The organism is Rhodococcus sp. AC861 (genome assembly GCF_979256035.1).
On sequence record NZ_CEEDMW010000001.1, the window covers coordinates 483565 to 509416 of the forward strand.

The 25852-nt window shown below is 67.2% G+C and carries 25 protein-coding genes; 19 read left to right on the forward strand and 6 right to left on the reverse strand.

Features of this window, described 5'->3' with window-relative positions; all coding sequences use genetic code 11:
- Position 1: 1 nt before the first annotated feature.
- The 9 genes from AC0IX4_RS02340 to AC0IX4_RS02380 all read left to right on the forward strand — a co-directional run bounded on the left by AC0IX4_RS02340 (position 2) and on the right by AC0IX4_RS02380 (position 10567).
- Positions 2-1546 carry an amino acid permease gene (locus tag AC0IX4_RS02340; protein WP_471827882.1) on the forward strand — a complete coding sequence of 515 codons (1545 nt, stop codon included), beginning with the start codon at positions 2-4 and terminating at the stop codon, positions 1544-1546.
- Positions 1543-2364 (forward strand): urea amidolyase associated protein UAAP1, encoded by an 822-nt coding sequence (locus tag AC0IX4_RS02345; protein WP_056071561.1) that lies wholly within the window; start codon positions 1543-1545, stop codon positions 2362-2364. Before AC0IX4_RS02340 ends, AC0IX4_RS02345 begins: the two co-directional genes overlap by 4 nt.
- The gene (locus AC0IX4_RS02350; protein ID WP_042573071.1) at positions 2361-3008 is read left to right on the forward strand and encodes an urea amidolyase associated protein UAAP2; all 648 of its coding nucleotides are present in this window, start codon (positions 2361-2363) and stop codon (positions 3006-3008) included. Before AC0IX4_RS02345 ends, AC0IX4_RS02350 begins: the two co-directional genes overlap by 4 nt.
- Positions 3005-4996, forward strand: a complete 1992-nt coding sequence (locus AC0IX4_RS02355; RefSeq protein ID WP_471827883.1) for a 5-oxoprolinase/urea amidolyase family protein — start codon at positions 3005-3007, stop codon at positions 4994-4996. The genes AC0IX4_RS02350 and AC0IX4_RS02355 overlap by 4 nt, the downstream gene beginning before the upstream one ends.
- The gene (gene atzF, locus AC0IX4_RS02360; RefSeq protein WP_471827884.1) at positions 4996-6666 is read left to right on the forward strand and encodes an allophanate hydrolase; all 1671 of its coding nucleotides are present in this window, start codon (positions 4996-4998) and stop codon (positions 6664-6666) included. Before AC0IX4_RS02355 ends, atzF begins: the two co-directional genes overlap by 1 nt.
- Positions 6667-6757: 91 nt before the next feature.
- The gene (locus tag AC0IX4_RS02365) at positions 6758-8677 is read left to right on the forward strand and encodes a hypothetical protein (protein WP_471827885.1); all 1920 of its coding nucleotides are present in this window, start codon (positions 6758-6760) and stop codon (positions 8675-8677) included.
- Positions 8674-8862 (forward strand): hypothetical protein, encoded by a 189-nt coding sequence (locus tag AC0IX4_RS02370; RefSeq protein ID WP_471827886.1) that lies wholly within the window; start codon positions 8674-8676, stop codon positions 8860-8862. Before AC0IX4_RS02365 ends, AC0IX4_RS02370 begins: the two co-directional genes overlap by 4 nt.
- Positions 8859-9272 carry a hypothetical protein gene (locus AC0IX4_RS02375; RefSeq protein ID WP_471827887.1) on the forward strand — a complete coding sequence of 138 codons (414 nt, stop codon included), beginning with the start codon at positions 8859-8861 and terminating at the stop codon, positions 9270-9272. The genes AC0IX4_RS02370 and AC0IX4_RS02375 overlap by 4 nt, the downstream gene beginning before the upstream one ends.
- Positions 9269-10567, forward strand: a complete 1299-nt coding sequence (locus tag AC0IX4_RS02380; protein ID WP_471827888.1) for a hypothetical protein — start codon at positions 9269-9271, stop codon at positions 10565-10567. The genes AC0IX4_RS02375 and AC0IX4_RS02380 overlap by 4 nt, the downstream gene beginning before the upstream one ends.
- Here AC0IX4_RS02380 and AC0IX4_RS02385 read toward each other — a convergent pair.
- Positions 10518-10841 carry a DUF2946 domain-containing protein gene (locus AC0IX4_RS02385; protein WP_471827889.1) on the reverse strand — a complete coding sequence of 108 codons (324 nt, stop codon included), beginning with the start codon at positions 10839-10841 and terminating at the stop codon, positions 10518-10520. The two genes, AC0IX4_RS02380 and AC0IX4_RS02385, sit on opposite strands and share 50 nt — an antisense overlap.
- Here AC0IX4_RS02385 and AC0IX4_RS02390 point away from each other — a divergent pair.
- The 4 genes from AC0IX4_RS02390 (at position 10732) to AC0IX4_RS02405 (ending at position 15102) form a co-directional block, all read left to right on the forward strand.
- Positions 10732-12678: a CocE/NonD family hydrolase gene (locus AC0IX4_RS02390; protein WP_471827890.1), complete on the forward strand. Its 1947-nt coding sequence runs from the start codon at positions 10732-10734 to the stop codon at positions 12676-12678. The genes AC0IX4_RS02385 and AC0IX4_RS02390 overlap by 110 nt on opposite strands.
- Before the next feature lie 64 nt (positions 12679-12742).
- Positions 12743-12928, forward strand: coding sequence for a hypothetical protein (locus tag AC0IX4_RS02395; protein ID WP_471827891.1), 186 nt, complete (start codon positions 12743-12745; stop codon positions 12926-12928).
- Between the two features lie 174 nt (positions 12929-13102).
- The gene (locus AC0IX4_RS02400) at positions 13103-14113 is read left to right on the forward strand and encodes an ABC transporter substrate-binding protein (RefSeq protein WP_471827892.1); all 1011 of its coding nucleotides are present in this window, start codon (positions 13103-13105) and stop codon (positions 14111-14113) included.
- Positions 14110-15102, forward strand: coding sequence for a FecCD family ABC transporter permease (locus tag AC0IX4_RS02405; protein WP_471827893.1), 993 nt, complete (start codon positions 14110-14112; stop codon positions 15100-15102). Before AC0IX4_RS02400 ends, AC0IX4_RS02405 begins: the two co-directional genes overlap by 4 nt.
- Before the next feature lie 37 nt (positions 15103-15139).
- On the opposite strand, the gene AC0IX4_RS02410 is transcribed toward AC0IX4_RS02405, so the two are convergent.
- Both AC0IX4_RS02410 and AC0IX4_RS02415 read right to left on the reverse strand, forming a co-directional pair.
- Positions 15140-16015, reverse strand: coding sequence for a DUF559 domain-containing protein (locus tag AC0IX4_RS02410; RefSeq protein ID WP_471827894.1), 876 nt, complete (start codon positions 16013-16015; stop codon positions 15140-15142).
- 87 nt (positions 16016-16102) lie between these two features.
- Complete coding sequence (locus AC0IX4_RS02415; RefSeq protein ID WP_471827895.1) at positions 16103-16717, reverse strand: class I SAM-dependent methyltransferase; 615 nt, start codon at positions 16715-16717, stop codon at positions 16103-16105.
- 513 nt (positions 16718-17230) lie between these two features.
- On the opposite strand from AC0IX4_RS02415, the gene AC0IX4_RS02420 reads away from it, so the two are divergent.
- Positions 17231-17923, forward strand: coding sequence for a hypothetical protein (locus AC0IX4_RS02420; RefSeq protein ID WP_471827896.1), 693 nt, complete (start codon positions 17231-17233; stop codon positions 17921-17923).
- A gap of 86 nt (positions 17924-18009) precedes the next feature.
- Here AC0IX4_RS02420 and AC0IX4_RS02425 read toward each other — a convergent pair whose 3' ends face one another.
- A complete protein-coding gene (locus AC0IX4_RS02425; RefSeq protein ID WP_471828327.1) occupies positions 18010-18840 on the reverse strand; it encodes an SDR family oxidoreductase in 831 nt (276 codons plus the stop codon).
- Complete coding sequence (locus tag AC0IX4_RS02430; RefSeq protein ID WP_471827897.1) at positions 18837-20570, reverse strand: EAL domain-containing protein; 1734 nt, start codon at positions 20568-20570, stop codon at positions 18837-18839. Before AC0IX4_RS02430 ends, AC0IX4_RS02425 begins: the two co-directional genes overlap by 4 nt.
- Positions 20571-20877: 307 nt before the next feature.
- Here AC0IX4_RS02430 and AC0IX4_RS02435 point away from each other — a divergent pair, with 307 nt between their 5' ends.
- From AC0IX4_RS02435 to AC0IX4_RS02445, 3 genes are read left to right on the forward strand one after another with little or no spacing between them, the layout of a single operon-like run.
- A complete protein-coding gene (locus tag AC0IX4_RS02435; RefSeq protein ID WP_042576018.1) occupies positions 20878-21849 on the forward strand; it encodes an AurF N-oxygenase family protein in 972 nt (323 codons plus the stop codon).
- A 4-nt stretch (positions 21850-21853) separates the two neighbouring features.
- Positions 21854-23506 (forward strand): FAD-dependent oxidoreductase, encoded by a 1653-nt coding sequence (locus AC0IX4_RS02440; protein WP_471827898.1) that lies wholly within the window; start codon positions 21854-21856, stop codon positions 23504-23506.
- A 14-nt stretch (positions 23507-23520) separates the two neighbouring features.
- The gene (locus AC0IX4_RS02445) at positions 23521-24222 is read left to right on the forward strand and encodes a TetR/AcrR family transcriptional regulator (RefSeq protein WP_471827899.1); all 702 of its coding nucleotides are present in this window, start codon (positions 23521-23523) and stop codon (positions 24220-24222) included.
- A 49-nt stretch (positions 24223-24271) separates the two neighbouring features.
- Here the strand turns inward: AC0IX4_RS02445 and AC0IX4_RS02450 are convergent, their stop codons facing one another.
- Entirely contained in the window at positions 24272-24628 is a 357-nt protein-coding gene (locus AC0IX4_RS02450; protein ID WP_471827900.1) for an SRPBCC family protein, read from the reverse strand.
- Positions 24629-24704: 76 nt separating this feature from the next.
- Here AC0IX4_RS02450 and AC0IX4_RS02455 point away from each other — a divergent pair, with 76 nt between their 5' ends.
- Positions 24705-25208 carry a hypothetical protein gene (locus AC0IX4_RS02455; RefSeq protein WP_471827901.1) on the forward strand — a complete coding sequence of 168 codons (504 nt, stop codon included), beginning with the start codon at positions 24705-24707 and terminating at the stop codon, positions 25206-25208.
- Complete coding sequence (locus tag AC0IX4_RS02460; protein ID WP_471827902.1) at positions 25201-25848, forward strand: DUF6226 family protein; 648 nt, start codon at positions 25201-25203, stop codon at positions 25846-25848. Before AC0IX4_RS02455 ends, AC0IX4_RS02460 begins: the two co-directional genes overlap by 8 nt.
- Positions 25849-25852 lie beyond the last annotated feature (4 nt).

Genomic DNA, 25852 nt, shown 5'->3' on the forward strand with positions numbered 1-25852 from the left:
CATGAGCCAGGCCGTGCTCCCACCCCCGTCGGACCGTCGCGCAGACGGCGACTCCGACGATCTGCTCGAGTTCGGGTACGAACAGCAACTGCACCGCAAGCTGGGCAAATTCGCCTCGTTCGCGGCCGGGTTCTCGTTCGTCTCGATCCTGACCACGATCTTCCAACTCTTCGGCCTGGGCTTCAGCTTCGCCGGACCGGCGTTCTTCTGGGCCTGGCCGGTGGTCTTCGTCGGCCAGTTCATGGTCGCGCTGTGCTTCGCCGAACTGGCGGCGCGCTACCCCATCTCCGGCGCCATCTACCAGTGGTCGCGGCGCGTGGGCGGCGAGATCACCGGATGGTTTGCGGGCTGGTTCATGATCATCGCGCAGATCGTGACGGCCTCCGCCGCCGCGATCGCGCTGCAGGTGGTGTTGCCGAACGTCTGGAGCGGCTTCCAGATCGTCGGCTCCGACACTGCGCTTACTTCCTCGGACGGTGCCACCAATGCCGTCGTGCTCGGCACGATCCTGCTGGTGATCACCACGACCATCAACTCCATCGGCGTCAATGCGATGGCACGCATCAACTCGATCGGCGTCGCGTGCGAGATCGTCGGCGTCATCGCCGTGATCGGGGTGTTCTTCACTCACGCCCAGCGTGGACCCGACGTCGTCTTCGACACCGGCGGTGCCGCAGTCGATTCGAGCTACATCGGCGCATGGATCGTCTCCGGCCTGATGGCCGCCTACGTCATGGTGGGCTTCGGCTCGGCGGGCGAGCTGGCCGAGGAGACCAAGAACCCGCGCCGCGTCGCCCCCCGCACCATCCGGCTCGCCCTGTCGGTGTCGGCACTCGGCGGTGGCCTCATGATCATCGGCGCCCTCATGGCAGCGCCCAGCCTGACCGACGGGGAACTGGCGACGCAGGGACTGCCCTACGTGTTGAACTCGGTGCTGTCCTCGCCGTGGGGCACCGTCCTGCTGGTCGACGTCGCCATCGCGATCCTCATCTGCACCTTGGCAATTCAGACCGCCGCATCACGCCTGATGTTCTCGATGGCTCGCGACGGCCGGCTGCCCGGCTCGCGCATCCTGGGCAGCGTCAACAAGACGACGGGAACACCCATCGCCCCGGCCGTCGTCATCGGCCTCGGCTGTGTCCTGGTCCTGGTGGTCAACGTGGGCAACTCGGCGATCTTCTCCACCCTCGCCAGCGTCTGCATCGTGCTCATCTACCTCGCGTACATGATGGTGACGGTGCCGCTGCTCCTCCGCCGCCTGAAGGGCTGGCCGCACCGCACCTCGCAGGTCGACTCCGAGGGCAAGCCCCTGTTCACGCTCGGATGGCTCGGGTTGCCCGTCAACATTCTCGCCGTCGTGTACGGCGCCGCCATGGTGATCAACCTGTCCTGGCCGCGGTCCGAGATCTACGACCCGTCCGGCGACTTCCCGCTGCTGCGCTGGGCCGCCCCGCTGACGGTGCTGGCCGTCGTTGCCCTCGGTGCGCTCTGCTTCCCGCGCGGCAAGAGCCACCCCAACCCGATTCCGACAGGAGCGAACGCATGACCGCCACGACCACCGCGGCTCGCGAGCACGCCCGTGCACAAGCCCGTGAGATCACCGATTCGATGCCCGTCGTCCCGGCATCGTTGTGGCCGAACGAGATCGACGGTACCGACGCCGCGTCGTTGATCTGGGCGGAAACTGTTCCCGGAGGCCGGTACACCACCAAGGTGCTGCAGCGCGGCACCCGGCTGCGGTTGCGGGACGTGCACGGACGCGCCTGCGCACACGTCATGCTCCACCGTGCCGATGCTCCGTGGGAGCGTCTCAACGCGGCCGACACCGTCAAGGTGCCGTGGCAGGCGTACATGGGCGTCGGGCATCCACTGCTGTCGGACCAGGGCCGCGTCCTCGCGACCGTGCTGGCCGATACCTCCGGTCGGCACGACGCGCTCTGCGGAACGACCACGCTGCTGACCAACACCGACAAGTACGGCGACGGCTCCGCCTACTCGGCATCGCCGGCCGGACGGGAGCTGCTGGTGCTGGCCGCCCTGAAGAACGGTCTGGGCCCGCGCGACGTGCCGCCGACCGTCAGCTTCTTCCACGGCGTCACGGTGGACCCCGACGGCGCGCTGCGCAGTACCGGATCCGCCGGGGCGGGAACGATCGTCGACCTGATCGTGCACCTTCCGGTCATTGTCTCCATCGCCAACACGGCCCACCCGGTGGACCCGTCGCCCACGTTCGACACCACCTCGCTCGAAGTCCTGGCATGGCCGTCGCCGCAGGATCTCGAAGAGCTGCCGAACACCGATCCCGAATACCTCCGCGCCGTCGCCAACACGGAGGACACGTACGCAGCAGGAGGCTCGAAATGACCGCAGCAGTACAGGAACTGGCGCTGGTGGCCGGCCGGGTGATCCTCGACGAGGTCGCGCCTGCCCGTGGCCCGTGGTCGGCTGTCGTCCGCGCCGGAGACGTCCTCACGATTCTCGACCTCGAGGGCAACCAGGCCGTCGACACGCTGGTCTACGGCGCCGAGGACCACAGCGTCCGCTACAGCGCACCCGCGACGATGGTGGGTCAGGGCAACGTCTACCTGAGCACCGGAACAGTGCTGCGCGACAGCGAGTCCCGGCCGATGATGACCATCGTCGCCGACGAGGTGGGCAACCACGACACCATCGGTGGCGCTTGCTCTCAGGAGTCGAACACGCTGCGCTACGGCCATCACACCAAGCACCAGCACGCCTGCGTGGAGAACTTCATCCTCGAAGGCTCGCGCTGGGGCCTGGGCAAGCGCGACATCGTCTCCAACATCAACTTCTTCATGAACGTGCCGGTCGACGCGGACGGCACCCTCGGCATCGTCGACGGGTTGTCCGCGCCGGGCAAGCGCCTGGCACTGCGCGCGGAGATCGACTCGCTGGTGCTGATCTCGAACTGCCCGCAGATCAACAACCCGTGCAACGGTTTCGACCCGACGCCGGTCCGCCTCATCGTCACCAGGCCCGACTCGTGACCGTCACCGTCGAGCGCCCCGGCATGCTCACCACCATCCAGGACTGGCCGGGACGTGTCGGCTACTGGAAGGTGGGCGTTCCGCCGTCGGGACCGATGGACGACCTGTCGCTGCGACTGGCCAACATCGCCGTCGGCAACCCGGAGGGCGCCCCCGCCCTTGAGACGACGATGAGCGGCCCGGCCCTGCGTTTCGACGACGAGACCGTCGTGTGCGTGACAGGTGCCGATGCGCCGGTCACGGTGAACGGGATTGCCGTGGAACGGTTCAAACCCGTGACGGTGCCGGCCGGCGGCGTGCTCGACGTCGGCCTGGTCTCGGGCGCCGGACTGCGTATGTACATCGCGATCCGCGGCGGTGTCCTGGCCGAGGAGTACCTGGGCAGCGCGTCGACCTTCACGCTGGGCACGTTCGGCGGCAAGGACGGACGCGTGCTGAAGGACGGCGACGATCTGGAATTGGACACGCGCGCCGTCGGTACACCGGCCTCCGTTCCGATGGAACACGTTCCGGCACTGACCCATGCGTGGCAGCTCGCGGTCACCGAAGGCCCGCACGGTGCGCCGGAGTTCTTCACCCGTGCCGACATGGACACCATCCTCGGCACCGACTACGAGGTGCACTTCAACTCCGACCGCACCGGTGTGCGGCTCGTCGGACCGCGGCCGGACTGGGCCCGCACCGACGGCGGCGAAGCCGGACTGCACCCGTCGAACATCCACGACAACGCGTATTCCGTCGGCGCGCTGGACTTCACGGGCGACACCCCGATCCTGCTCGGTCCCGACGGCCCCAGCCTCGGCGGATTCGTCTGCCCGGTGACGGTGGTCGCGGCCGACCGCTGGAAGCTCGGTCAGCTCCGCCCCGGTGACACCGTGCGCTTCGTGCCCATCGAGGTCGCGGCGGCAGCATCGAAGAACACCGTGGGTCTCGCCCGACGTGCATCGCTTCCCGTCGTCTTCTCCCGCGGCGGCGACGGAGACGACGGAGTCATCGCGCGCCGCGACGGTCTCACCCCGGTGACCTACCGCCGGTCCGGCGACGACAACATCCTGGTCGAGTACGGCGAGATGTCCCTGGACCTCGCGCTGCGGGCCCGGGTGCACGCGTTGCACGAGGCAGTCCAGGAGATCGGTCCCGCAGGACTGGTGGACCTCACTCCCGGCATCCGCTCCCTGCAGGTCAAGGTCGACCCCGACGTGCTGCCGACCGGGAAGCTGTTGGACCTGTTGCTCGAGGCGGAGGCGGCACTTCCGGACACGTCCGAGCTCAGCGTCCCCAGTCGTCATGTGCGGCTGCCGCTCTCGTGGGACGACCCGTCGACACGCGAAGCTATCCAGCGCTACATGCACGGTGTGCGCTCCGACGCGCCGTGGTGCCCGTGGAACATCGAGTTCATCCGCCGCATGAACGGTCTGGACTCGGTCGACGACGTGTACGACACGGTGTTCGACGCCGAGTACATGGTCCTGGGTCTCGGAGATGTGTACCTGGGTGCTCCCGTGGCCACGCCGCTCGACCCGCGCCACCGTCTGGTGACGACCAAGTACAACCCGGCCCGCACGTGGACTCCCGAGAATGCGGTCGGTATCGGCGGCGCCTACCTGTGCATCTACGGCATGGAGGGACCGGGCGGCTACCAGTTCGTCGGGCGGACCACGCAGGTCTGGAACCACCGCCATCCTCTGACCGCGAAGGGGTTCGAGGAGGGCACGCCGTGGTTGCTACGTTTCTTCGACCGCATCTCCTGGTACCCGGTCAGCACCGAGGAACTCGGCGACATGCGCGCGGACCTCGCCGCCGGTCGCGGTGCGGGCGTCGAGATCACCGACGGCACGTTCTCGCTGGCCGATCACGACGAGTTCCTCGCCGCGAACGACTCCTCCATCGCCGAATTCCGGAAGAAGCAGGCCGAGGCGTTCGGCATCGAACGCGACGCCTGGTCCGCCGCCGGAGAATTCGCCCTGACGACCGCACAGGAAGCGTGATGACTGCAACCGATCGAGTACTGCTCGCGTACAAGCGCATTGCCGAGGTCGACCGTCCCGAGGTGTGGATCGCACTGCGGGACGAGGCCGAGGTACTGGCAGAGGCGGCGTCCCTGGCGGAGGATCTGCCGCTGTACGGGATGGTCGTCGCGGTCAAGGACAACATCGACGTGGCCGGGCTCCCGACCACCGCCGCGTGCCCCGAGTTCTCGTACGACCCGACCGAGGACGCCACCGTCGTGGCGCGGCTGCGTGCGGCCGGGGCGCTGGTGCTGGGCAAGACCAATCTCGACCAGTTCGCGACCGGACTGGTCGGCACCCGCAGCCCTCACGGCGCTGTGCGGCATGCTGAAGATCCCGAGAAGATCTCCGGCGGCTCGAGTTCCGGGTCGGCCACCGCTGTCGCGCTGGGCATCGTCGACGTCGCCCTGGGCACCGACACCGCAGGCTCCGGTCGGGTGCCTGCGGCATTCGCGTCGCTCGTGGGCATCAAGCCCACGCTGGGACTGGTGCCGAACACCGGAGTGGTGCCGGCGTGCGTCGACTACGACGCGGTCACCGTCTTCGCGGACGACACCGCGACGGCGGCCACGGTGATGAGCGTGATGATCGGGCCGGATGCCGCCGATCCCCGGAGTCGCTCGTGGCCGGCGACGGTTCCGCTGGCTGCTCCGCCTCGACCCCGTGTCGGTGTCCCGCGCCGCGAGGACCTCGTCGCACTGTGCCCGGAGTACGCGGAGGCGTTCGCGCGCACCGTGACCGGACTCGACGCTGCCGGTATCGACCACGACGTCGTCGACATCTCCCCGCTTCTCGACGCCGCGGTGTTGCTGTACGACGGAGCGATCGTGGCGCAGCGGTACGCGGCGGTCGGTGAGTTCCTGTCCACGGGTCGGGCTACTGCCGACCCGACGGTCGAGGCGATCGTCCTCGGCGCGCGGACGCCTGCCGCGCACGCCTACGTCGACGACCTCTCGACGCTCCTCGCCGCGAAGTCCTATGCCGCGACGCTTCTGGACGGACTCGACGGCCTCTTGCTGCCGACCACAACCGAGCACCCCACTATCGCTGCGGTGCAGGCGGATCCGATGGGGATCAACCGGCGGCTCGGCACGTTCACGAACTTCTGCAATCTCCTCGACATGGCCGCGGTGGCGGTTCCCGGCGCTCCGACGACGGCCGGTGCCCCGTTCGGCGTGATGGTGGTGGGACCGGCGTTCAGCGATCAGGTGGTCCTGGACGTCGCAGCGCTGGTCGCGGGGGATCGGCCTGCCGTGGTCGTCGACGAGGGTGTCGACGTCCTGGTAGTGGGCGCGCACCTGCGGGGCTTCCCGTTGAACGGGCAGCTGGTCGAGCGCGGTGCACGCTTCCTCGGTGAGGTGGGCACCTCCGCCGACTACCGGCTGGTCGATCTGGGCACGACCCCGCCCAAGCCCGGTCTGGTACGTAACGGCAGTGCCTCCATCGCGGGCGAGCTCTACCGGATGGCGCCCGCGCACCTCGGCACGTTCCTCGCGGCGCTGCCGGCGCCGATGGGTCTGGGCCCGGTGACGCTGTCGGACGGTCGGCAGGTTGTCGGCTTCATGTGCGCCGCCGACGCGGCCGAGGCGGGTACGGACATCACCGAGTTCGGGGGCTGGCGGGCGTACATGGCTGATCGTGGACTCTGAACCCCGGATTCCGGGGTCGGGATTCCATGATCAGTGGATTACTGTTCGGTAAGTCTTGTGTTTACGCCCGGTTACAGACACAATCCGATGCGTGACGAATGTAAGTGTTACCTCGGGTAACTTGATCGCACAGGCGCAAGCCGGTGGCGGCGCCGCTCTCGATCAGGTCTTCGGCATGACTGCTGCGGCGGGTGTCATCTCGCTCTTCCTGCTGTACCTGGCGGTGATGCACCGGACAAGGCGCATCACCTGGCTGCAGCGGCTCGCGGACTTCGCGGGCGAGAAGCTGCACCGCCCCGGGTGGGTCGCACTGCCGCTCGTCATGTTCATCTCGACGATCCTCACCGCGTTCTTCGGCTTCATCTGGGACGTCAGCCTGCACATCGGGCGCGGCCGCGACGAGGGCCCGCTGGCCAACCCGGCCCACTACTTCATCCTGGTCGGACTCTTCTTCCTGTTCATCACCGGCGCGCTGGCCATCATTCTGCCGCGCGACGAGAAGCCGGGGCCTGCGGCCATCAAGATCACCCGCACCTGGTACGCCCCCACCGGCGGACTCCTCATCGCCGGTGCCGGGCTGTACGCCCTGATCGGCTTCCCGCTGGACGACATCTGGCACCGCATGTTCGGCCAGGACGTCACGCTGTGGGGCCCGACCCACCTGATGCTCATCGGCGGCGCGGGCCTCTCGCTCGTCGGCGTCCTCCTGCTCGAACACGAAGGTCGCGTCTCCATGGCGTCGACCGCCGTCACCACGGCCGAGACCGCCGGCGAACCCGACGGCGACATCAAGGCCGATCCTGCGCAGGCAGTCGACTCCCGTCAGCGCTCCATCATCACGTGGTTCCTGCGTAGCTCCGCGTTCGGTGGACTGGTCATCGGCCTGTCCGTGTTCCAGATCGAATACGACTTCGGTGTCGAGCAGTTCCGCCTGGTCTTCCAGCCGCTGCTGATGACCGCAGCCGGCGCCTTCGCACTCATCGCTGCCCGCCTCATGGTCGGTCGCGGATCGGCGCTGTTCGCCGTCGCGTTCGCCGCCGTCATCCGCGAGATCACCGCGTTGATCGTCGGACCCGTCCTCGGCGAGCCGCACAGCGTCTTCACCCTCTACCTCGGCATGGCCGTCGTGGTGGAGATCCTGGGCCTGACCGCACTGGTCAAGCGCCGCATCCTGTTCGGCGCCGTCGCCGGCGTCGCCGTCGGAACCATCGGCCTGTACCTCGAGTCCTTCTGGGTCGACGCCGTCTTCCTCTACCCGTGGCCCAGCAGTATGTGGGTCGAGGCTCTGGCCACCACGGTCCCGGCCGGACTCGTCGTCGGTCTGACCGCCGGACTGTTCGCGCAAGCGCTCAGCGGCGACGGCATCCCGCGACCGGCGGTCCGTCGATCCATCGTCGTCGCCATGGTGCTGGTCCTCGGCGGCAGCGTCGCCAACGGCCTGATGATCGAGGTCCCGGAGAACGCGAGTGCCACCGTGTCCTTGACCGACGCTCCCCGCGTCGACGGGTTCCGCATGGTGACCGCGACCGTCAGCATCGACCCGAGCGACCTGGTGTCCGACGACCCCCAGTGGGTGTCCATCCTCGCCTGGCAGGGCGCGGGCGACTCGCTGCACGGACTCGTCGTCGACAACCTCGAGCGCACCGGACCCGGTGAATACCGTTCGACGCGAGCGGTTCCCGTCGACGGCACCTGGAAGACGTTCCTGCGCGTGCAGGACGGCCGCACCATGGCCGGCGCTCCCATCTTCATGGCGGGCGACGAGGGCATCGGAGCCGAAGAGGTTCCGGCGACCACCGAGTTCACCCGCGACCTGCAGTACGAGACCAAGCTGCTGCAGCGTGAGCGCTCGTTCGACCACCCGGCCTGGCTGTTCACCGCCGCGTGCCTCGTCGTGCTGGCCTGCTCGTTGGCCCTCATCTGGTCGCTCTCCTGGGGCACCGCGCGCATCAGCCTTGCCACTCCGGGTAACACCGCGACGAAGGGCAGCAAGGAGCGCAGTCGCGTATGACGCCCGCCCCGAACGTGATCTACCTGGCGGATCACTCTGTCGTCCTGGCACTTCCGGCTGTCATCCCGGCGCTGCTGATCGCCCTCGTGGTGATCGTCATCGTCGTGCGCGACCGGCGGGCCGAGCGGGCAGAGAACGCCGAGAACGAGCTGAAGGAAGCGAACGAGAGGGAGGACACGGCGTGAGGCGGGTAGTGGTGCTCGGGTTGGCGGCCTTGGCGTTGGCGGGGTGCTCGCAGTCGGAACCGGAGACCGAGGCAACGCTCGAGCAGGCGTCGTCGGCACCGGCCACATCTGTCGCGGCGTCGGACGTCCCGCGCATCACGCCCACCACGACCCTGGACGTCTCCATCGCCGGCGGTGAGGTCACGCCGGTGGACCAGCGCCTCGAGGGCACGGTCGGCGAGGAGATCCTCGTGACCGTGTCCAGCGACGCGGAGGACGAGATCCACGTGCATTCGGTTCCGGAGCACAGCTTCCCGGTGGCCGTCGGTGACGATCAGCAGTTCCGCTTCACGGTCGACGTGCCGGGCTCGGTCGACATCGAACTGCACGAAGCCGACGTCACCGTCGCCACGGTGCTCGTTCGGCCGTGAGCAGCGAGCTCCTCGCCCACGGACTCGGCGGCTCGTCCGATCTCCCCATCCCGGTCACGTACGCCCTCATCGGTGGCGCGTGGGCGCTGGCGGCTTCGTTCGCAATCCTGTTGCTGGCGTGGAAGACACCCCGACTGAACCCTCGGCGGTACTGGACGACGACACCTCTGGCCCGCGTCGTCGATTCCGCTGTGTTCCGCGGAGTCTTCGGCGCGGTGTCCGTCGCGCTGGCCGTGTGGGTCGGAGCGGCATCGCTGCTGGGACCGCAGGACTCGTCGAATGCGTTGCTCGGAGTCTTCTATGTCCTCGTCTGGGTGGGTCTGGTTCCGGCGTCGTTGATCTTCGGGCCGGTGTGGCGCATCGTGTCGCCGGTCCGCGCCGTCTACCGGGTGCTGCCCGTGCGTCCTCGTCGCACGGTGCCGGAGAGCATCGGGGTGCTCCCCGCGGTTATCGGACTGTTCGCGTTCGTGTGGCTCGAACTGGCGTCCAGTGACCCGGGTTCCGTTGCTGCGGTGCGACTGTGGTGCCTGCTCTACGTGGTGATCATGCTGGCCGGCGCGCTCGTGTTCGGTGAGGAATGGTTCGCACGGGCCGACCCGTTCGAGGTCTTCAGCGACACCGTCGCTCGATTGTCCGTGACGGCCCGCGATCCCGAGACGCGGCAGGTGGTGCTGCGCAACCCGCTCGACGGTGCGGCGACGCTGCCCGTCCGACGGGGAACCGTCGCCGTCCTGGCGATGCTGCTGGGCTCCACCGCCTTCGACTCGCTGGCGCAGACACCGACGTGGAAGAACCTCGTGCGCGACGTCGGTGATCCGGTGGTGGCGCGCACCCTCGGAATCCTGGTCTGCGTCGCCGTCGTGGGTGGGTTCTTCCAGCTGGCGTCACGTGCGACCGGCGGGGTGACCAAGGAGAAACGAGCCCAGCTGCCGGGGCTGCTCGCGCACTCGTTGATACCCATCGTCGTCGGCTATTTCTTCGCGCATTACCTGACCTATCTGGTGGAAAAGGGTCAACAGAGCATCTTCACGTTGTTCGATCCGTTCGACCGAGGGTGGAATCCGCTGGGGATCGCGGATGCGTCGGTGAACTACGCGCTGTCCTCGCACCCGTCGGTGGTCGCGACCGTCACCGTGTTGAGCGTGGTCATCGGGCACGTCGTCGGAGTGACGCTGGCTCACGACGCGGCACTGCGGCTGATCCCGAAGAGGCATGCGCTGCTGGGGGAACTGGCGCTGATGATCGTCATGGTCCTTTACACGTTCCTCGGGCTGTACCTCTTGTTCGGTGCGTGACTGACCGTTGACCTCTCCGTGACCGTAGGTTACCGTCCGGTAAGCTAGTGGTGCCGGTCACAGATCGAGCGCCTTTCCTTGTGAGCATGGGGGCTCGAGTGCGGCGTCGTTCCACGGTCATGTCTGGCGTTCTGGTCGCCCTTCTCGTCGCGACCGGTACCGCGGTGCCGTCGACGGCAGACCCCACCGGCGGCGCCGACGCCGTCGCCTGGACCGCCGCGGCCGATGCCCCGCCGCAGTATCCGCAGGTGGCCATCGACTGGGACGTGCCCATCACGATGAGTGACGGAACGGTGTTGCAGGCCAACATCTACCGGCCCGCGGACGCGTCCGGTCGCCCGGTGGAGACCGACCTGCCGACGGTCCTGAACATCACGCCGTATACCAAGCTCGTCGGCAACCTGATCGACTCGATCCAGCAGATCCCCGGTGTCAGCGAGCCGGTGCTCGACTTCCTGGCGAGCCTGAACTTCGCGGGGACACCCTTCGACGGCATCACCGATCTGACGCAGGCGGTCGACGGCGGTGGACTGCGGATCTTCGCCGTCAACCGGAACCTCGTCCAGAACGGGTACGCGCAGGTGGTCGTCGACGCCCGCGGAACCGGCTTCTCCCAGGGTGCGTGGGACGTGTTGGGTCCACGCGAGCAACAGGATTCGGCGGAGATCATCGACTGGACGTCCCGGCAGTCCTGGTCCGACGGCAAGGTCGGCATGTCGGGGATCTCGTACTCGGCCATCAATTCCGTTCAAGCTGCGGCACTTCGGCCGCCTGCCCTGAAGGCCATCTTCCCGGTCGAGCCCGGCAACGACCTGCTGCGCGACATCGTGGGCACGGGCGGCGCGCTGGGTGTCGGGTTCATGCCGCTGTGGCTCACGTTGGTGAACGTGCTCAAGTTCGTCCCGAACGTGCAGTCGATCCTGCAGGGGCAGTTCGACACTCGGTGGCTCGCGGACCGACTGGCGGATCCGGCGATCCTGATTCCGGAACTCGCGAACGCCTTCACGGCGCCGACCATCGGAGACATCCGGCCCGAGACCCTCGGTGTCGCGCAGGACGGCGAGTTCTATGCGGATCGATCCGCGAATCTGTCGCAGATCGAGGTGCCCACCATGGTCTACGGCGGCTGGCACGACATCTTCACCAACAGTGAGCCGCGCATCTACAACGACATCCCCGTCGAGCCCGGACGCAAACAGCTGATCATGGGCGACGGCTACCACATCAACCCCGGTGCGGGGTTCGGTCGCCCGGGCAATCCGCCGCGTCTCGACGCGCTCGAGCGCGCGTGGTTCGACCACTGGCTCAAGGGGATCGACAACGGCGTCGAGAAGTACGGTCCCGTGACATTGCTTCAGCAGGGCGGCGGGTGGACCACCACGGACCAGTTCCCGCGTGCCGGCGCGGAGTCGCAGCGCACCTACCTGGCGGCGGCACCCAGTGGAACCGCCGGGCATGCGTCGTACGACGGCACGCTGTCCTCGTCGCCGACCCCGGACACCGCGCGGCTCACCGTCGCTCCCGGATTGCGAGGCGTCTGCTCGCGCGATGCCGCTGTCGGTACGGCGGGCGCGGCGGCGATCCTGGGCTCCGCGTGCACGAAGGACTCCCGGTTCAACGAAGCCGAGGCACTGACGTTCACCAGTGCGCCGGCCGAGTCGCCGACGCAGATCTCGGGTGCGACCAACATCCACCTCAACACGGTGCTGGATCGACCCGACGGATTCTGGGCCGCCACCATGAACGACGTCGCGCCTGACGGCACGTCGACGCCGCTGACACACGGTGCTCTCACCGCGTCGCTACGCCAGATCGACGAGGGCAAGAGCACCCGCTCCGCCAACGGTGATTACGTCGACGCGAAGCCCGCGCTGACCTTGGCCAGCAGGCAGCCACTGGTGCCCGGCGTCCCGACGACGGTGGACATCAACCTGCTCCCGACGGACGCCGTGATTCAGCCGGGCCACCGGATCCGCGTGGACATCTACGCCGCCAGCGTGCCGCGCTACCTGCCCCTCGGCCCGATGCTCGTCGACTCCGCCCTGGCACCCCAGCACGTGCAGTTGGACCCGGCGAATCCGAGCTTCGTGAACATTCCGTACGTGAGGTGAACTCCGAGACCTGATCGTGACCGACCACGGTCATCCTCGTGATCGGTGGTGACGAAAGCTGATCGTGACCACTGGGTGGATCGTCATCGGCGTCGTGGCCTTCTGGGTGCTGGTCGCGGTCATGATCGGAGTCTGGATCGGCCTTGCTCTCCGCACCGCCGACATCGAGGACGAGGCCCGCCGGGTCCGCCGCGACGAGTGTGACGTCGTCGAGAAGGAACCCCACCACGATCCCGAGTCCGCTGTCTGAGGAGTCCGTGCGTCTAGAGTGACCCTCGAACAGTCGTTCAGCGAGGGAACCCGGTGTGACTCCGGGACTGGCGCGCAACGGTGACGAGCTCCGGCTCGAAGTCCGATCGCTTGCTGTCCGGCACCACCCTCGAAGCTCCGCGCACGGGCTCCCAGCAGGACGGCACAACAGAACATGACCCCACGCCTCGCGATCGCCGCTGTCGTCACGACAGTCGGCCTCCTCGCCACTGGATGCACCACCGGCCCGACGACAGCCGCTGACGACCACTTTCTCGCTCTCGAGAACTGCGGCCGCACGATCACCCTCGATGCGCCTCCGCAGCGCGCGGTGTCGCTGAACCAAGGATCGACCGAAATTCTGCTGTCCCTCGGCCTGGCCGATCGGATGGTGGGCACCGCCACGTGGACCGACCCGGTGCGGGCGAATCTGGCCGACGCGAACTCGACGGTTCCCCGACTCGCAGACAACCAGCCCTCCCTCGAAGCGGTCCTGGACTCCGATCCCGACATGGTCACCGCGTCGTTCGGCGGCACGCTGGGGGAGGGCGGCGTCGCGGATCGTGACCGGTTCGACGCGCTCGGCGTCCCGACGTACCTGTCGCCGACCGACTGCATCGGCAAGTCGGCCACCAGCGTCAACGCGGACGGTGCCCGTGACGAACCGTTGAGCATCGAGACCGTGTTCCAGGAGGTGCACGATCTGGCGGCGATCTTCGACGTGCGAGACCGCGGCGATGCTCTGGTGAACGAGCTGCGGGCGCGGTATCAAGCCGCATCACGACGGGTGTCCGACGCCTCCCTGGCGTTCTGGTTCGCCGATACGACGGCGCCGTACATGGCCGGCTGCTGTGGAGCGTCGGGTGTCATCTCCGACGCGGTGGGTGCGCGCAACATCTTCGCGGACACGACAGACGAATGGCCGCAGGTGAATTGGGAGAGTGTCGCAGACCGCAACCCCTCCGCACTGGTGCTCGCCGACCTCAGCCGACGCAGCATCGACGGCGACGCGCTGGCGAGCAAGATCGCGTTCCTCGAGAGCAACCCGGTGACCAGTCGCATGCAGGCGGTGATCGACAAGCGCTACATCGTGGTGAACGGCGCGGACCTCAACCCGTCGATCCGCACGGTCGACGGCATCGAGAAAGTGGCTGCGGCCCTGCGGGAGTGGAACCCCAGCACGTGAGAGCGGCGGCGGCACTGGTCGTCGTCCTCGCCTCGATCGCCGCGTCCATCGCGCTGGGGCCGGCGAACGTGACGGTGCCCGACGTCGTGGCAGTCGTGGTTTCGCACCTCGGAGGGCCGCCGGCGGACGTGAGCCGTATCCAGGACGGCATCGTGTGGGAATTGCGGTTACCCCGTGCGCTTCTCGCCGCGATCAGTGGATGCGGTCTGGCGCTGTGCGGCGCGATCATGCAGTCGCTGCTGCGCAACAGGCTCGCGGACCCGTTCGTCCTCGGTATCTCGTCCGGCGCCTCGACGGGCGCGGTGTCCGTGGCGGTGCTCGGAGTAGGGGCGGGAGCGCTGTCCTTGTCGACGGGCGCCTTCGTCGGTGCCCTGGTGTCGTTCGTGCTGGTGATGCTGCTCGCGACGGGTGCCGGTGGCGGCACCGGTCCGGTGATCCTGGCGGGTGTGGCAGGGACGCAACTGTTCTCGGCCCTCACCTCGTTCATCGTGCTGTCGTCCGCCGACGCGGAGCAGACTCGCGGAGTGCTGTTCTGGTTGCTGGGTTCGCTCGCCGGGGCAGGGTGGAGCGACGTCGCGGTGTGTGCGGGAGCAGTCGGCCTCGGAGTGGTGGCCTGCGTCGTCGCGGCACCGTCGCTCGACGCGGTCACGCTGGGATCGGACACTGCACGCGCTCTGGGCGTGTCGTTGCTCCGACTGAACATCGTTCTGCTCGGCGTCACCGCGCTGATGACCGCAACCATCGTGGCGTCGGCGGGTGCCATCGGCTTCGTCGGTCTGGTGATCCCTCACGCCGCCCGCATCCTCGTCGGTACCTCGCACCATCGGGTCCTGCCGACGTCCATGGCTATCGGCGCCGTCTTCATGGTGTGGGCGGACACCCTGGCGCGCAGCATCTTCGCGCCGCAGGAGATTCCGGTGGGGGTGGTGACGGCGCTCGTGGGGGTGCCGGCGTTCGCGGTGATTCTGCTGCGTGGGAGGCGGCGATAGTGGAATCCGGACCCCGGAATCCGGGGCGCCGATTCCACTATCGACGGAGCGCTCGACGCACCTCGGCAATCACCGCATCCGGTTCCCGTATCAGCCGGTGGTAGGTGAAGCGGAGCACCGTCCAGCCGTCGTTCACGAGCGCGTTCTGGCGCACCGCGTCGTGAGCCATGCGCTCGGACGTCCGGTGATACGCCCAGCCGTCGATCTCGATCGCCACCCGTCGGTCGACGAAGGCCACGTCGATCACGTAGCCGCACGACCGAACGGCGCACGCCCATCCCGTGATGCGAGCGGCGCGCAGCAACCGCAGGAAGATCCGCTCCGCCTCGGACTCGCCGCCGGATGCCGCGTGTACGAGCATCGCCGCGGCACGAGGGCTGCCGATCCGTCCGGGGTTGCGAGCGTGAGCACTGAGGAGTCGGGCCAGCGATGTGCTGGTCTGCAGTGCTCGATCGAGGAACTGTGTTCCGTCGCCGGGCCGTGCCTCCTCCAAGATCACGGCAGTCTCCAGCACCGTCAGAGCGACGCCGGTGACACGCAGCTCACGGACGACTGCCACGTCGGCCGCGGGAACGTCGCGTCGCCTCACCGTGACAGACCTGTCGCGGTACCGACGCTCGCGCGGAATGGTCACCCAGGTGTGGGTGGGCGGTCGTTCGAGCAAGCCGAGCCACCAGGCGGCGGTGGGTCCGCACGCCAGCGCTCCGCGACCGCATCTCAGCACCGCGATGCGCACCATGGCCTTCTGGCTGACCGGTTGGCCTGCCGGCATGTAGATGCCCGTTGCCATGCGCGTCCACCGTCCCACGGACACGCGGCGCTCGAGCGCGGTGGACGACAGCCCCAGGTCGAGTGCCTGCGTCCGGCTGATGACACCGTCGTGCCGGCCGGCGAATCTGTCCAGTTCGTCCACACATCCTTGGACGCCGATGCGCTCGCAAAGGATCCGTCGGACGATAGTGGAATGTAGACCCCGGAATCCGGGGTCCACATTCCACTATCAGCAGCGCCGCGCCACCACGAAGGCCTGCGCTGCGGTTTCCGACGCGTTGGCAGACCGCACGGCATCCCGGTGCAGCAGGTAGCCGCTCTCGATGAGGAGGGTCTGGACCTCGTCGACGTCGTGGCGGAGGTAGTCGAGGTGCACGGGCTGACCGAACGCCGAGCGCAGTTCCAGCGTCGGCGCCGCGGTCTGGAACGCCAACAGGAGCCAGCCGTCCGCAGCCGTGACGCGCCGGAACTCCGCGAACAATGCGCCCAGCGCATCGGTGGGGGTGTGGACGATCGAGTACCAGGCGCACACGCCGTCGACGGAGCCGTCGGCGAGAGGCAGCGATGTCATGTCGCCCACCACCCACGAGGCCGGCCCGGATGCCGCCGCGATCATGCCTCTCGACGCGTCCAGACCGATGACGTCGAGTCCGGCGCCAGCCAGTTCCCGCGCCGCCTGACCTGGACCGCAGCCAACGTCGAGCACGGTGGTGCCGCGCGTCGAGTGCACGGACCGCGCGAACGATGCGAGGAAGCCGCGGTCGAAGGGGCGGGATGCGAACTCGTCGTGGAACTCACGCGCATAGTCCGCCGCGATCGCGTCGTACAACGCCGTTTGAGCCACCGCCTCAGCGTACTCAGGAACCGATCCAAGCGAGCCCTCGCAGCGAGTGGCCATCTACGGAGCAGTAGGACCTGCGCTTGGAGCTCTGTCACACCGGCGGAAGCTTTTCTTGTCGGGCCTCAGAGCTAACTTGTTCAGCGAGTTCGAGTCGGGAGAGGGGCCGGGGGCCAAATGTCGTCACATGGTTCGCATACCGGAAGCGGTAGCCGAAGCGGAGTTGGTGCAGCACCGACTTCGGCAGGTTTTGCAGGTGAAACGGAGGTCATTACCAAGATGGGCGTGACGACCATTCGCGCTTTAGCGGGAGCAACGCATCCAGTGTTGTCGAATGGTGGGGTGTGGGTCGACGCCACTGTATCGGGACTCGGCCGGCGAGAGATCTGTGAGGTCGTTCTTATCCGGTCTGGCGTCCGTAAGACGATTCGAGCGGCTCCCCAGCATCCATGGTTCGTACGAACACGTCGCTCTCGCGTGTACCCCTCGCCAACAATCGATCTACGCGGCGGCGACATCATGCAGTCAGTGTTCGCTGCTCGACCGGATGGGGTGACGGTCGACGCGAGTTCTGCGGCTCGCGGATTCGTGTTCGGTGACGGCACGCGGCCGAGAGGCCGTACCAAGTCCATCGCACTGTTCGCCGGCGAGAAAGACAAGGCGCTTCTTCCACTCTTCGAGGGAATCGGCAATGCGCCTCGGGCTTACACCGGGTTGATCAAGATCAGCGGACTTCCTGGAGCTTGGAAGTCGCATCGTCCGGATCTCGACCAACACCAGTCAGTCCTATATGGATGGTTGGCCGGCTACTTTGCAGCGGACGGCGATGTGGGTAAGACGGGCCGACCAACCATTTGTTCAGCGGTGTTCGAAAATCTCGAGTACGTCCGGACGTTGTGTCGCCTTATCGGTGTAGGCACGTTCGGGATCCGAACACGTTCAGCGATAACACCTTACAGTCGAGGTGAGAAAGCTGTGATGTACTTGATGGGTCTGATGCGCGCGGATTTGGATCCCTCTTTCTTCCTCATCCCTGATCACCGCGAACGGTTCATCAGCGGGATGCACGCAGCAGAGCGGCGTAGTTGGAGAGTCGAGTCGATGCGATTGGCAGGCGACCAGGCTGATGTCTACTGTCCCGCGGTTTCTCCGCAGCATGCCTTCGCTCTGCAAGACGACCTACTGGTGGGGGATGCTGAAGTCTCCTCGTGACGGTGGGGGCCTTGTCCGACGTACATCTTCGCGTTTACATGCCTACTTGCCGCGCACCAGGGGACCGGCTACGTAGCAACGAGCCGTTAGACGTTCCGCCACGAGTCGTCGGGCACGAACTGCACGGCTTGTGGACCCATCAGTGCCATTCCGCCGTCGACCACCAGTGACGCTCCCGTCATGTAGGAGGAGGTGGCCGACGCGAGGAACGCCACGACGGAGGCGATCTCACGCGCGTCCCCGGTACGCCCCAGCGGCACGCCGGGGCGCGCGTTGATCTCGTCTTCCTGACCGGTCATGGGTGTCGAGATCTCGCCCGGTGCAACCGAATTGACCGTGATTCCGTGCTGCGCGAGTTCCAGGGCCATCACCTGGGTGAGCCCACCCAGGCCGGCCCTGGCCGCGCAGTACGGTGCTGCGCCGACCTTCGGGAGATGCTCGTGGACGCTGGTGATGTTGACGATGCGTCCATCGCGGCCCTGCTGCACCATCAGTCGTGCGGCGCGCTGGCTGCACAGGAAGGCACCGTCGACGTCGACGGACAACACCTCGCGCCACGAGTCGTAGTCGAGGTCGAGAAACGTTGTGGCAGTGCCGGTACCGGAACAGTTGACCAGTACGTCGATGCCGCCGAGCTGACCGGCGAGGGTATCGACGGCGTCGGCGGAACCGGGTAGGTCCGTCAGATCCATGTGGGTGCTGAACGCTGCGCAGGCCAGCTGGCGGACCTCCTGCACGGTGGCGTCGGCACCGTCCTTGTCGCGGTTGTAGGTCACGCCGACGTCGAGGCCGGTGCCGGCCAGAGCGACGGCGACGGCGCGGCCGATGCCGGAATCACCGCCGGTGACCACCGCGGTGCGGGGAACGAACGTCGAATCGGTGAACGGGAAGTCATGGTGTCGGCTGTACCCCGTCAGGGAGCGATCATGCGACCGTTCACTCCGGAGATTTCCTGCGGTCGGCCGACGAGGAAGCCCTGCACCATGTCGGCTCCGAGAGCCCGCGCGGAGTCGAGTTCCTTCTGCGTCTCGACGCCCTCGTAGATGCACTGCGCACCGATGGCGGCCGCGAACGTGGTCAGTGCGCTCGCAGCGGCGCGGCGCATGTCGTCGGTGTCGATGCCGCGGACGATCGACGCGTCGAGCTTGATGACGTCGGGCTTGATCTCGACGAGCTGACGCAGACCGGAGTAGCCGGCCCCGACGTCGTCGACGGAGATGGACAGACCCTGGTCCCGCAGGTGGTCGAGGGCGGCGCCGAGCGCGGTGTAGTCGCTGACCAGGTCGTGCTCGGTGATCTCGACGACGACGCGTCGGCACTGCGCGGCCTCGTCGAGGATCGGCACCAGGTCGGTGGCGACGATGGTGGTCGCCGAGACGTTGACGGCGAGGAACACGTCCGTCGGCAGATCCCGTGACGCGGCGACAGCCCGTCGTACCGCGGCGATCTCGAGCGGAATCTGTAGGCCGTCGGCGGCGGCGTCGAGGAACCAACTCTGTGTCGTTCCGTGACCGGAAGGGAAGCGCGCCAACGCTTCGTAGCCCATGATGTGCCCCGTCGACACCGACAGCACGGGCTGGAAGACGATGGCGGGTCCACCGTCGGCGATGAGCTCGGCGATGTGATCGTTGTTCGGAGAAGCCACGGCGTCGCCGTACTGGAGGAACGCGGCGGCGGTGAGGGTCTTGCCGAGCGCGACGGTCGCGGTGGTGCGGTAGTCGACCGGCACGGTGGAACTGGTGCACGTCATGCTCACGGTGGCGCTGCGCAGGCGGGTGGACTCGACGAGAGCGCGTACTGCGGCGAGCCGGGACACGACGTCGACTTCGGAACCGAGCCAGATGCAGGCGAACTCCCCGGGTTGCGTCCGGGCGACGATGGCATCAGGGAACGCGTCCGACAGAAGCGCAGCCGTTTCGGCGACCAGATCGTGGCTCGTGGCGCGACCGAGGCGGCGCTCGATCTGCACGAAATCACGGAGGTGGACCACGGCCGCGCCCAGTGTCTGCTCGACTCCGCGGGGGATGTCGAACCGCGTGACGGCACCGTCCAGCCCGCGTCGGTTGAGCAGACCGCTGACACTGTCGCGTCGGCTGTTCTCCAGCTTCTCGGTGAGGTAGTCGATGTGGATCTTGAGCAGGATCGGCACGATGATCGCGGTGAGCAGGGTGAGGGATCGGGAGAGAACGAGCCAGCCGGGAACGCCGTCGTGCACCGAGAGAAGAGACAGCGCGACGAGGACAGCCGCAGCGAGGACGAGTTGGGCAGCGAGGACCCGCCCGGAGGTGAACACGCCGGCGTACAACGACACCAGCATCAGCAGAACGACGCCGGGAAGGGCGTCGAACGGTGACTGGGAGGCGAACAGCACGACGGTGATGCCGATGTCGGAGTACACGATGAAAGGAATCGAGTAGCGCAGGCTTCGCCCGTACAGGTAGATGAGCAGCGCGGACGGAAGTGTCGTCAGCGCCGCCACCGCGACGACGATGAAGGACGTCCTGTCGAACTGCGGCGACAGACCCCAGGTGATCCCGGCCAAGCCCACGACGATGACCAGCGTCAACACCACGAGACGCATCGCGGGCACGCGTGAGCCGTCGCGAGCCGAGCCGCGCTCGGCTGTCGGGATCGGACGTACGGGCAACGCACTCTCTCGTTCGTCGAGCCGCGTCGACCCCCGACGAACGATGCGGCAGTGAAGAGAAGGACAGGTCGAGTTCCCGGTATTCGGAACAGCGGTACGTAAGGACGGGCGAAACGGTACCTGACGTTCGCAGAATAGATGCCGAGTGAATGCAACAACTGATATCGGCCGATTTCGAGGCACGATGACAACGAGCGTTGTACCAATAAGGGACGGCTCAGTGGTTGCGTGGTACAGCTGGTTGCAGTAACTTTACTGCGACAGCCTGTCGCATCAAGTCGGCCCGGCACTCACGGAGGTTCACGCCATGACGATCACATCCGACACGCGCTCCGAGTACGAGCAGACGCTGCGCACTCTGTCGGAGGCGTCCGTGCATCAGCACTTCGACGCTTTCCTCGACATTCCCTGGGACGATCCGCACTACGCGATCGTGGCCGACGATCCCCGCTGGGTGCTTCCGGCGGCCGATCCGCTGGGCAACACCGACTGGTACCGGTCGCTTCCGCTCGATCGGCAGATCGCGGTCGGCATGTACCGCCAGGCCAACATCCTCAAGGTGGGTCTGCAGTTCGAGCAGGTACTCATCGCCGGCATCATGAACTACGCACTGCGCCTCCCCAACGGCTCGCCGGAGTTCCGCTACTCCACGCACGAGGCGACGGAGGAGTGCCACCACACCCAGATGTTCCAGGAGTTGGTGAACCGTATCGGCGTCGCTGTCCCGGGTGGCCCGAAGTGGTTCCGCAAGGCCGGCCCGCTGCTTCCCCTCTTCGCGGGCCCCTTGCCGTTCGGCTTCTTCGTCGGAGTGTTGGCGGGCGAGGAGCCCATCGACCACGCGCAGAAGTCCATCCTGCGCGCCGGTGAGTCGCAGCACCCGTTGATGACGCGCATCATGCAGATCCACGTCGCCGAGGAAGCGCGGCACATCGGGTTCGCGCATCAGTACCTGGAACACCGCGCCCCGAAGCTGTCCCGACGTCAGCGGTTCGCGATGTCGATCGCGACGCCGATCATCATGCGCGTGCTGTGCGACGTCATCATGAAGCCCAGCAAGCAGGTTCAGCGCGAGCTCGGAATCCCGCGCGAGGTGGTGCGTGAGGTGTGGTGGGACAACGACGCCTCCGCGAAGACGTTGCGGGACATGTTCGGTGACGTCCGCAAGCTGTCCGAGGACATGGGCCTGATGAACCGCGTCTCGAAGCGTCTGTGGACGAGTCTGCGTATCGACGGACGCCCCTCGCGGTTCCGCAGCGAGCCCGCCTCCGCCGCGGCCTGATTCGATGCCCCACGTCGTCACCGGGACGTGCTGCGCCGACGCGTCCTGCGTCCTCGCGTGCCCGGTCAACTGCATCCACCCCGCACCGGGCGAGCCCGGGTTCGGGACCACCGACATGCTGTTCATCGATCCGGCGACGTGTGTGGGGTGCAGTGCCTGTGTGACGGCGTGCCCGGTGGGCGCGATCGTTCCCGACACGAAGCTGACGATCGCGACAGCTCCGTACGCCGCCCTCAATGCGGAGTACTTCGAGAGGATGCCGCACGCCGATCGCACACCGCTGGCTCTCGTTGCGCCGCAACGACGTCTGCGCCGCGGCGGTCCGTTCCGCGTCGCGGTGATCGGTGCCGGTCCGGCCGGGCTGTACACCGCGGACGAGCTGCTCAAGCATCCCGAGGTGGCATCGGTGGACGTCTACGACAAGCTGAATACTCCGCACGGCCTGGTGCGGCACGGCGTCGCGCCCGACCACGCGACCACCAAGAAGGTCACCGATCTCTTCGAAGCGATCGAGAACGAGCCGGGCTTCCGGTACGTGTTGGGCGCCGAGGTGGGGACCGATATCACTGTGGCGCAACTACAGTCGGTCTATCACGCCGTGGTGTTCGCCGTCGGCGCATCGTCCGACCGCGCGCTCGGGATCCCCGGTGAGATCCTGACGGGGTCGGTCGCCGCGACCGACGTCGTCGGCTGGTACAACGGCCATCCCGATCATCGGGACGCCGTCGTCACGCTCGACCACGAACGCGCTGTCGTGGTCGGCAACGGCAACGTCGCCCTCGACGTCGCGCGCATGCTCACCCGCGACCCCGAATGGCTGTCGGAGGGAACGGACATCGCGCCGCACGCTCTCGATCAGCTCAGGAACTCGCGGATCCGTGAGGTACAGATCCTGGGTCGACGTGGACCGGCCGACGCGGCCTTCACCGTGCCCGAGCTGATGGGTCTTGCAGCGCTCACCGATGTCGACGTCGTCGTCGAGGCGGACCCGGCGCAGCTGCAGGGTGACGATCAGCGGAGTCGTCTGCTCGCGGAGCTGGCTGCTCGACCGCACTCGACGGATCCCACACGTCGCCGCATCGTGCTCACGTTCGCGGTGTCGCCGGTGGAAATTTTGGGCGAGAACGGCCGGGTGACCGGCGTCCGCGTCGCGCGGAACGACCTCGTCGAGGGTGTCGACGGTTCCGTCGTCGCCGTCCCGAGGTCGGAGGAGTACGTCCTCGACGCCGGCCTGGTAGTGCGATCGGTCGGCTTCCGCGGCGTCGGTCTGCCCGGGCTCCCGTTCGACGAGCGCACGGGCACCGTCCCCAACGATCACGGGCGGGTGGCGCCGGGTGTGTTCGTCGTCGGGTGGATCAAGCGTGGACCGCGCGGCTTCATCGGCACGAACAAGACTTGCGCGCAGGAGACGGTGGAACAGGTACTCGATCACCTGGACTCCGACATCACCGATCCGCACCACACGCCCGACGAGCTCATCGCGGCGACGACACCGCGGGCGGGTGACCTGGCATCGTGGCGCCGGCTGGATGCGGAGGAGCTCGCGCTCGGTCGACGCACAGGCCGGCCGCGCGTGAAGATCGTCGATCGGCTCGAACAGGAGGCCGTCGCGGCACGCGTGAAGGTCAGGGCACCGCGGAGACTGCTGCGTACGTGAGATGCTTCGGTGCAATGAGCACCGAGAGCGACACCGCCGGTGACGGCCGCAGACGACGGTGGGAGCAGCACAACGCCGACCGTCGCCGTCAGGTGATCGCCGCTGCCCTCGACGTGCTCGAGCGGGGCGTGAATCCGGGGGAGTGGATCACGGCGCAGCAGATCGCCGACGAGGCGCGCATCCACCGCACCGGCATCTACCGCTACTTCGCCGACCGCGCTGACCTCGACGTCGCCATCCAGCGCACCATCTGCGAGCAGCTGGAACAGACCCTGACCGCGTCGGTGACGCTCGAGGGTCTGCCGCGCTCGGTGGTGCAGCGTGTCGTCGATTCCTACGTGCGTTGGGTGGTGGCCCATCCCACCTGGACGTACGTCGTCGAACAGAACGTCACCGGCTCGTCGGAGTCGCCTCTGCAGAGCACGATCGCCCGCGTCGCCCAGAAGATCGAGGTGGCCGTCGGCGGCTTCCTGGCCCTCGTCGGCGCGGACCTGGGTGACGACGACCTGAGATTGGTCGGTCCCTGGGTGTCGAGCCTCATTTCCGGCTGTGTCGGGGCCGTCAGAACTTGGCGCGCACAGGAGGATTCGGTCGGCCTCGACACCTTCTCCGCTTTCCTCGCCGACATCATCTGGTTGCAGATCACCGGCCTCGGCGCATCCCGCGGCATCACGATCCCGGACGTGCCGCTCGAGCGGGTTCTGGACGGCCCCTGATCTCTGGCGTCATGGTGGCTTCCACGCTCCCGTCCACCGCACGGGTCGGTCACTGCCCGTAGGTATGGCGGAGGTTGCCATTGATCAGCCTGTCGATGCGCTTGCGCAAACTCCGAACGACGTCGTCATCGGGGTGCGGTTGATCGAGTAACAACGTCCATCGAAGACTCGTCCCAGTACCGTCGTCCGCCAGGTCGAAGCGAACGAGGGCACCAGGTCTCGCCGGCCAGAGCGACGACCACACGATCAGCGACGGCGGCTCGGACTCGATGACGCGCGGAAGCGTCTCGTCGTCGAGCAGGTGCAACCACGGTCGTCTGGTCTCTCGACCCGGATGCGCGAGATCGTCGAAGACCACATGTCGGGGCGGTGGCTGGTTCTTCCGTCGGGTCACGACCTCGTCCATGCACCGAACCGTACGGTGTCGACGAGATCCTGAAAAACAGTTTTTCGAGGACCTGAATGCTTGCCACACTGGACCCATGTGGGGCCCGGATCTCGAATACGTCGACGAGTGGACGCTGCCGTTGCTGCCCGACGCAGGAATGGGTGCACCCACCCCGATGGTGGACGCGTGTTTCGCGGTGGGGTCGGACCTGCGATTCCGCCGATACGGTGCCCACCTGGACCTCGACCGACTTCAATGGACCCTCTCGCTGCACGAGACGGGTGTCGTCGGACTCGGTGTGAACTCCAGCGGCCCTCGCCGAAGAGTCAAGGTGACCAGCGTCGACGAGAGGACCCTCTGTATCTCGCTCTACACGGTTGCGCTGCACATGGATCTGTCCCTCGCGGAGGCGACCGTGGTCATCGCTGACATCGTGCAGACCGAACTCGCGGGGTACCCGCCGTGGGTCGAGTGGCCCGTCGAAGAGAAGCGTCTGCTGTGGCCGACGGTCGTCGACGGGGAAGCAGTATGGCGCGATCCCCGCACCGATCGGGCAGTGGCACCGATCGGACTGCTCACAGCGAGAGAGGATGACTGACGTGACGTCGTACTCACGCCCGACGAGCGACGAGCCGGTGTTCCGTGACCCCGACGGTCGGAGAATCGACTACGGGAACCGGTGGGCAGACTCTCCCCCGGAGAGCGCCTATTCCGTGACCGAACACCCGGAACGCTATGCGCCCCTTCACACCGTTGCAGACGCCCTCATCGAGCACATACGCGAAACCTACGACGTCGAGATCGACGAGGGACCGGAGGCGGTTGCGGAGTTGGTTCGGCCGCATCGCGATACGACTCGTGCTGTTCGAATCAGACCGAGCGATCCCGACTGCGCGACACTGACACTGATCTTCACGTCCTACCCCGGGATCGGGATGCACGCGGGTCTGCTGCATGACTTCTACTTCCCGATCTGCGGGTGCGACGCCTGCGACTCGACGTGGCAGGACGAAGCGGATCTCCTCGAGCGGCAGGTGTTCGCGGTCGTCACCGGCAACTACCGCGAGAAAGTCGAACGCGGTAACCGTCTGTGGGTCGAGCACTCATTCACCTACCCCGGCGGCGGGAACTCGGGGAAGTCCGGCGCCGGAGGTATCCCCGCAGCACGTATCGACGCCGCGGACCGCATTCTCAGTGCACTTCCTGGCGGCTGGGCCGCCTGGCCGCCGCGACCGTGATCGC

Excerpts from the sequence above, each read along its gene's own strand:
- AC0IX4_RS02340 (WP_471827882.1), top strand. The coding sequence starts at position 2 with ATGAGCCAGGCCGTGCTCCCACCCCCGTCGGACCGTCGCGCAGACGGC.
- AC0IX4_RS02350 (WP_042573071.1), top strand. The coding sequence starts at position 2,361 with ATGACCGCAGCAGTACAGGAACTGGCGCTGGTGGCCGGCCGGGTGATC.
- AC0IX4_RS02455 (WP_471827901.1), top strand. The coding sequence starts at position 24,705 with ATGTGGGGCCCGGATCTCGAATACGTCGACGAGTGGACGCTGCCGTTG.
- AC0IX4_RS02435 (WP_042576018.1), top strand. The coding sequence starts at position 20,878 with ATGACGATCACATCCGACACGCGCTCCGAGTACGAGCAGACGCTGCGC.
- AC0IX4_RS02460 (WP_471827902.1), top strand. The coding sequence starts at position 25,201 with ATGACTGACGTGACGTCGTACTCACGCCCGACGAGCGACGAGCCGGTG.
- AC0IX4_RS02400 (WP_471827892.1), top strand. The coding sequence starts at position 13,103 with ATGACCCCACGCCTCGCGATCGCCGCTGTCGTCACGACAGTCGGCCTC.
- AC0IX4_RS02445 (WP_471827899.1), top strand. The coding sequence starts at position 23,521 with ATGAGCACCGAGAGCGACACCGCCGGTGACGGCCGCAGACGACGGTGG.
- AC0IX4_RS02370 (WP_471827886.1), top strand. The coding sequence starts at position 8,674 with ATGACGCCCGCCCCGAACGTGATCTACCTGGCGGATCACTCTGTCGTC.
- AC0IX4_RS02385 (WP_471827889.1), bottom strand. The coding sequence starts at position 10,841 with ATGGGCACGTCCCAGTCGATGGCCACCTGCGGATACTGCGGCGGGGCA.
- AC0IX4_RS02440 (WP_471827898.1), top strand. The coding sequence starts at position 21,854 with ATGCCCCACGTCGTCACCGGGACGTGCTGCGCCGACGCGTCCTGCGTC.
- AC0IX4_RS02420 (WP_471827896.1), top strand. The coding sequence starts at position 17,231 with ATGCAGTCAGTGTTCGCTGCTCGACCGGATGGGGTGACGGTCGACGCG.
- atzF (WP_471827884.1), top strand. The coding sequence starts at position 4,996 with ATGACTGCAACCGATCGAGTACTGCTCGCGTACAAGCGCATTGCCGAG.
- AC0IX4_RS02450 (WP_471827900.1), bottom strand. The coding sequence starts at position 24,628 with ATGGACGAGGTCGTGACCCGACGGAAGAACCAGCCACCGCCCCGACAT.
- AC0IX4_RS02345 (WP_056071561.1), top strand. The coding sequence starts at position 1,543 with ATGACCGCCACGACCACCGCGGCTCGCGAGCACGCCCGTGCACAAGCC.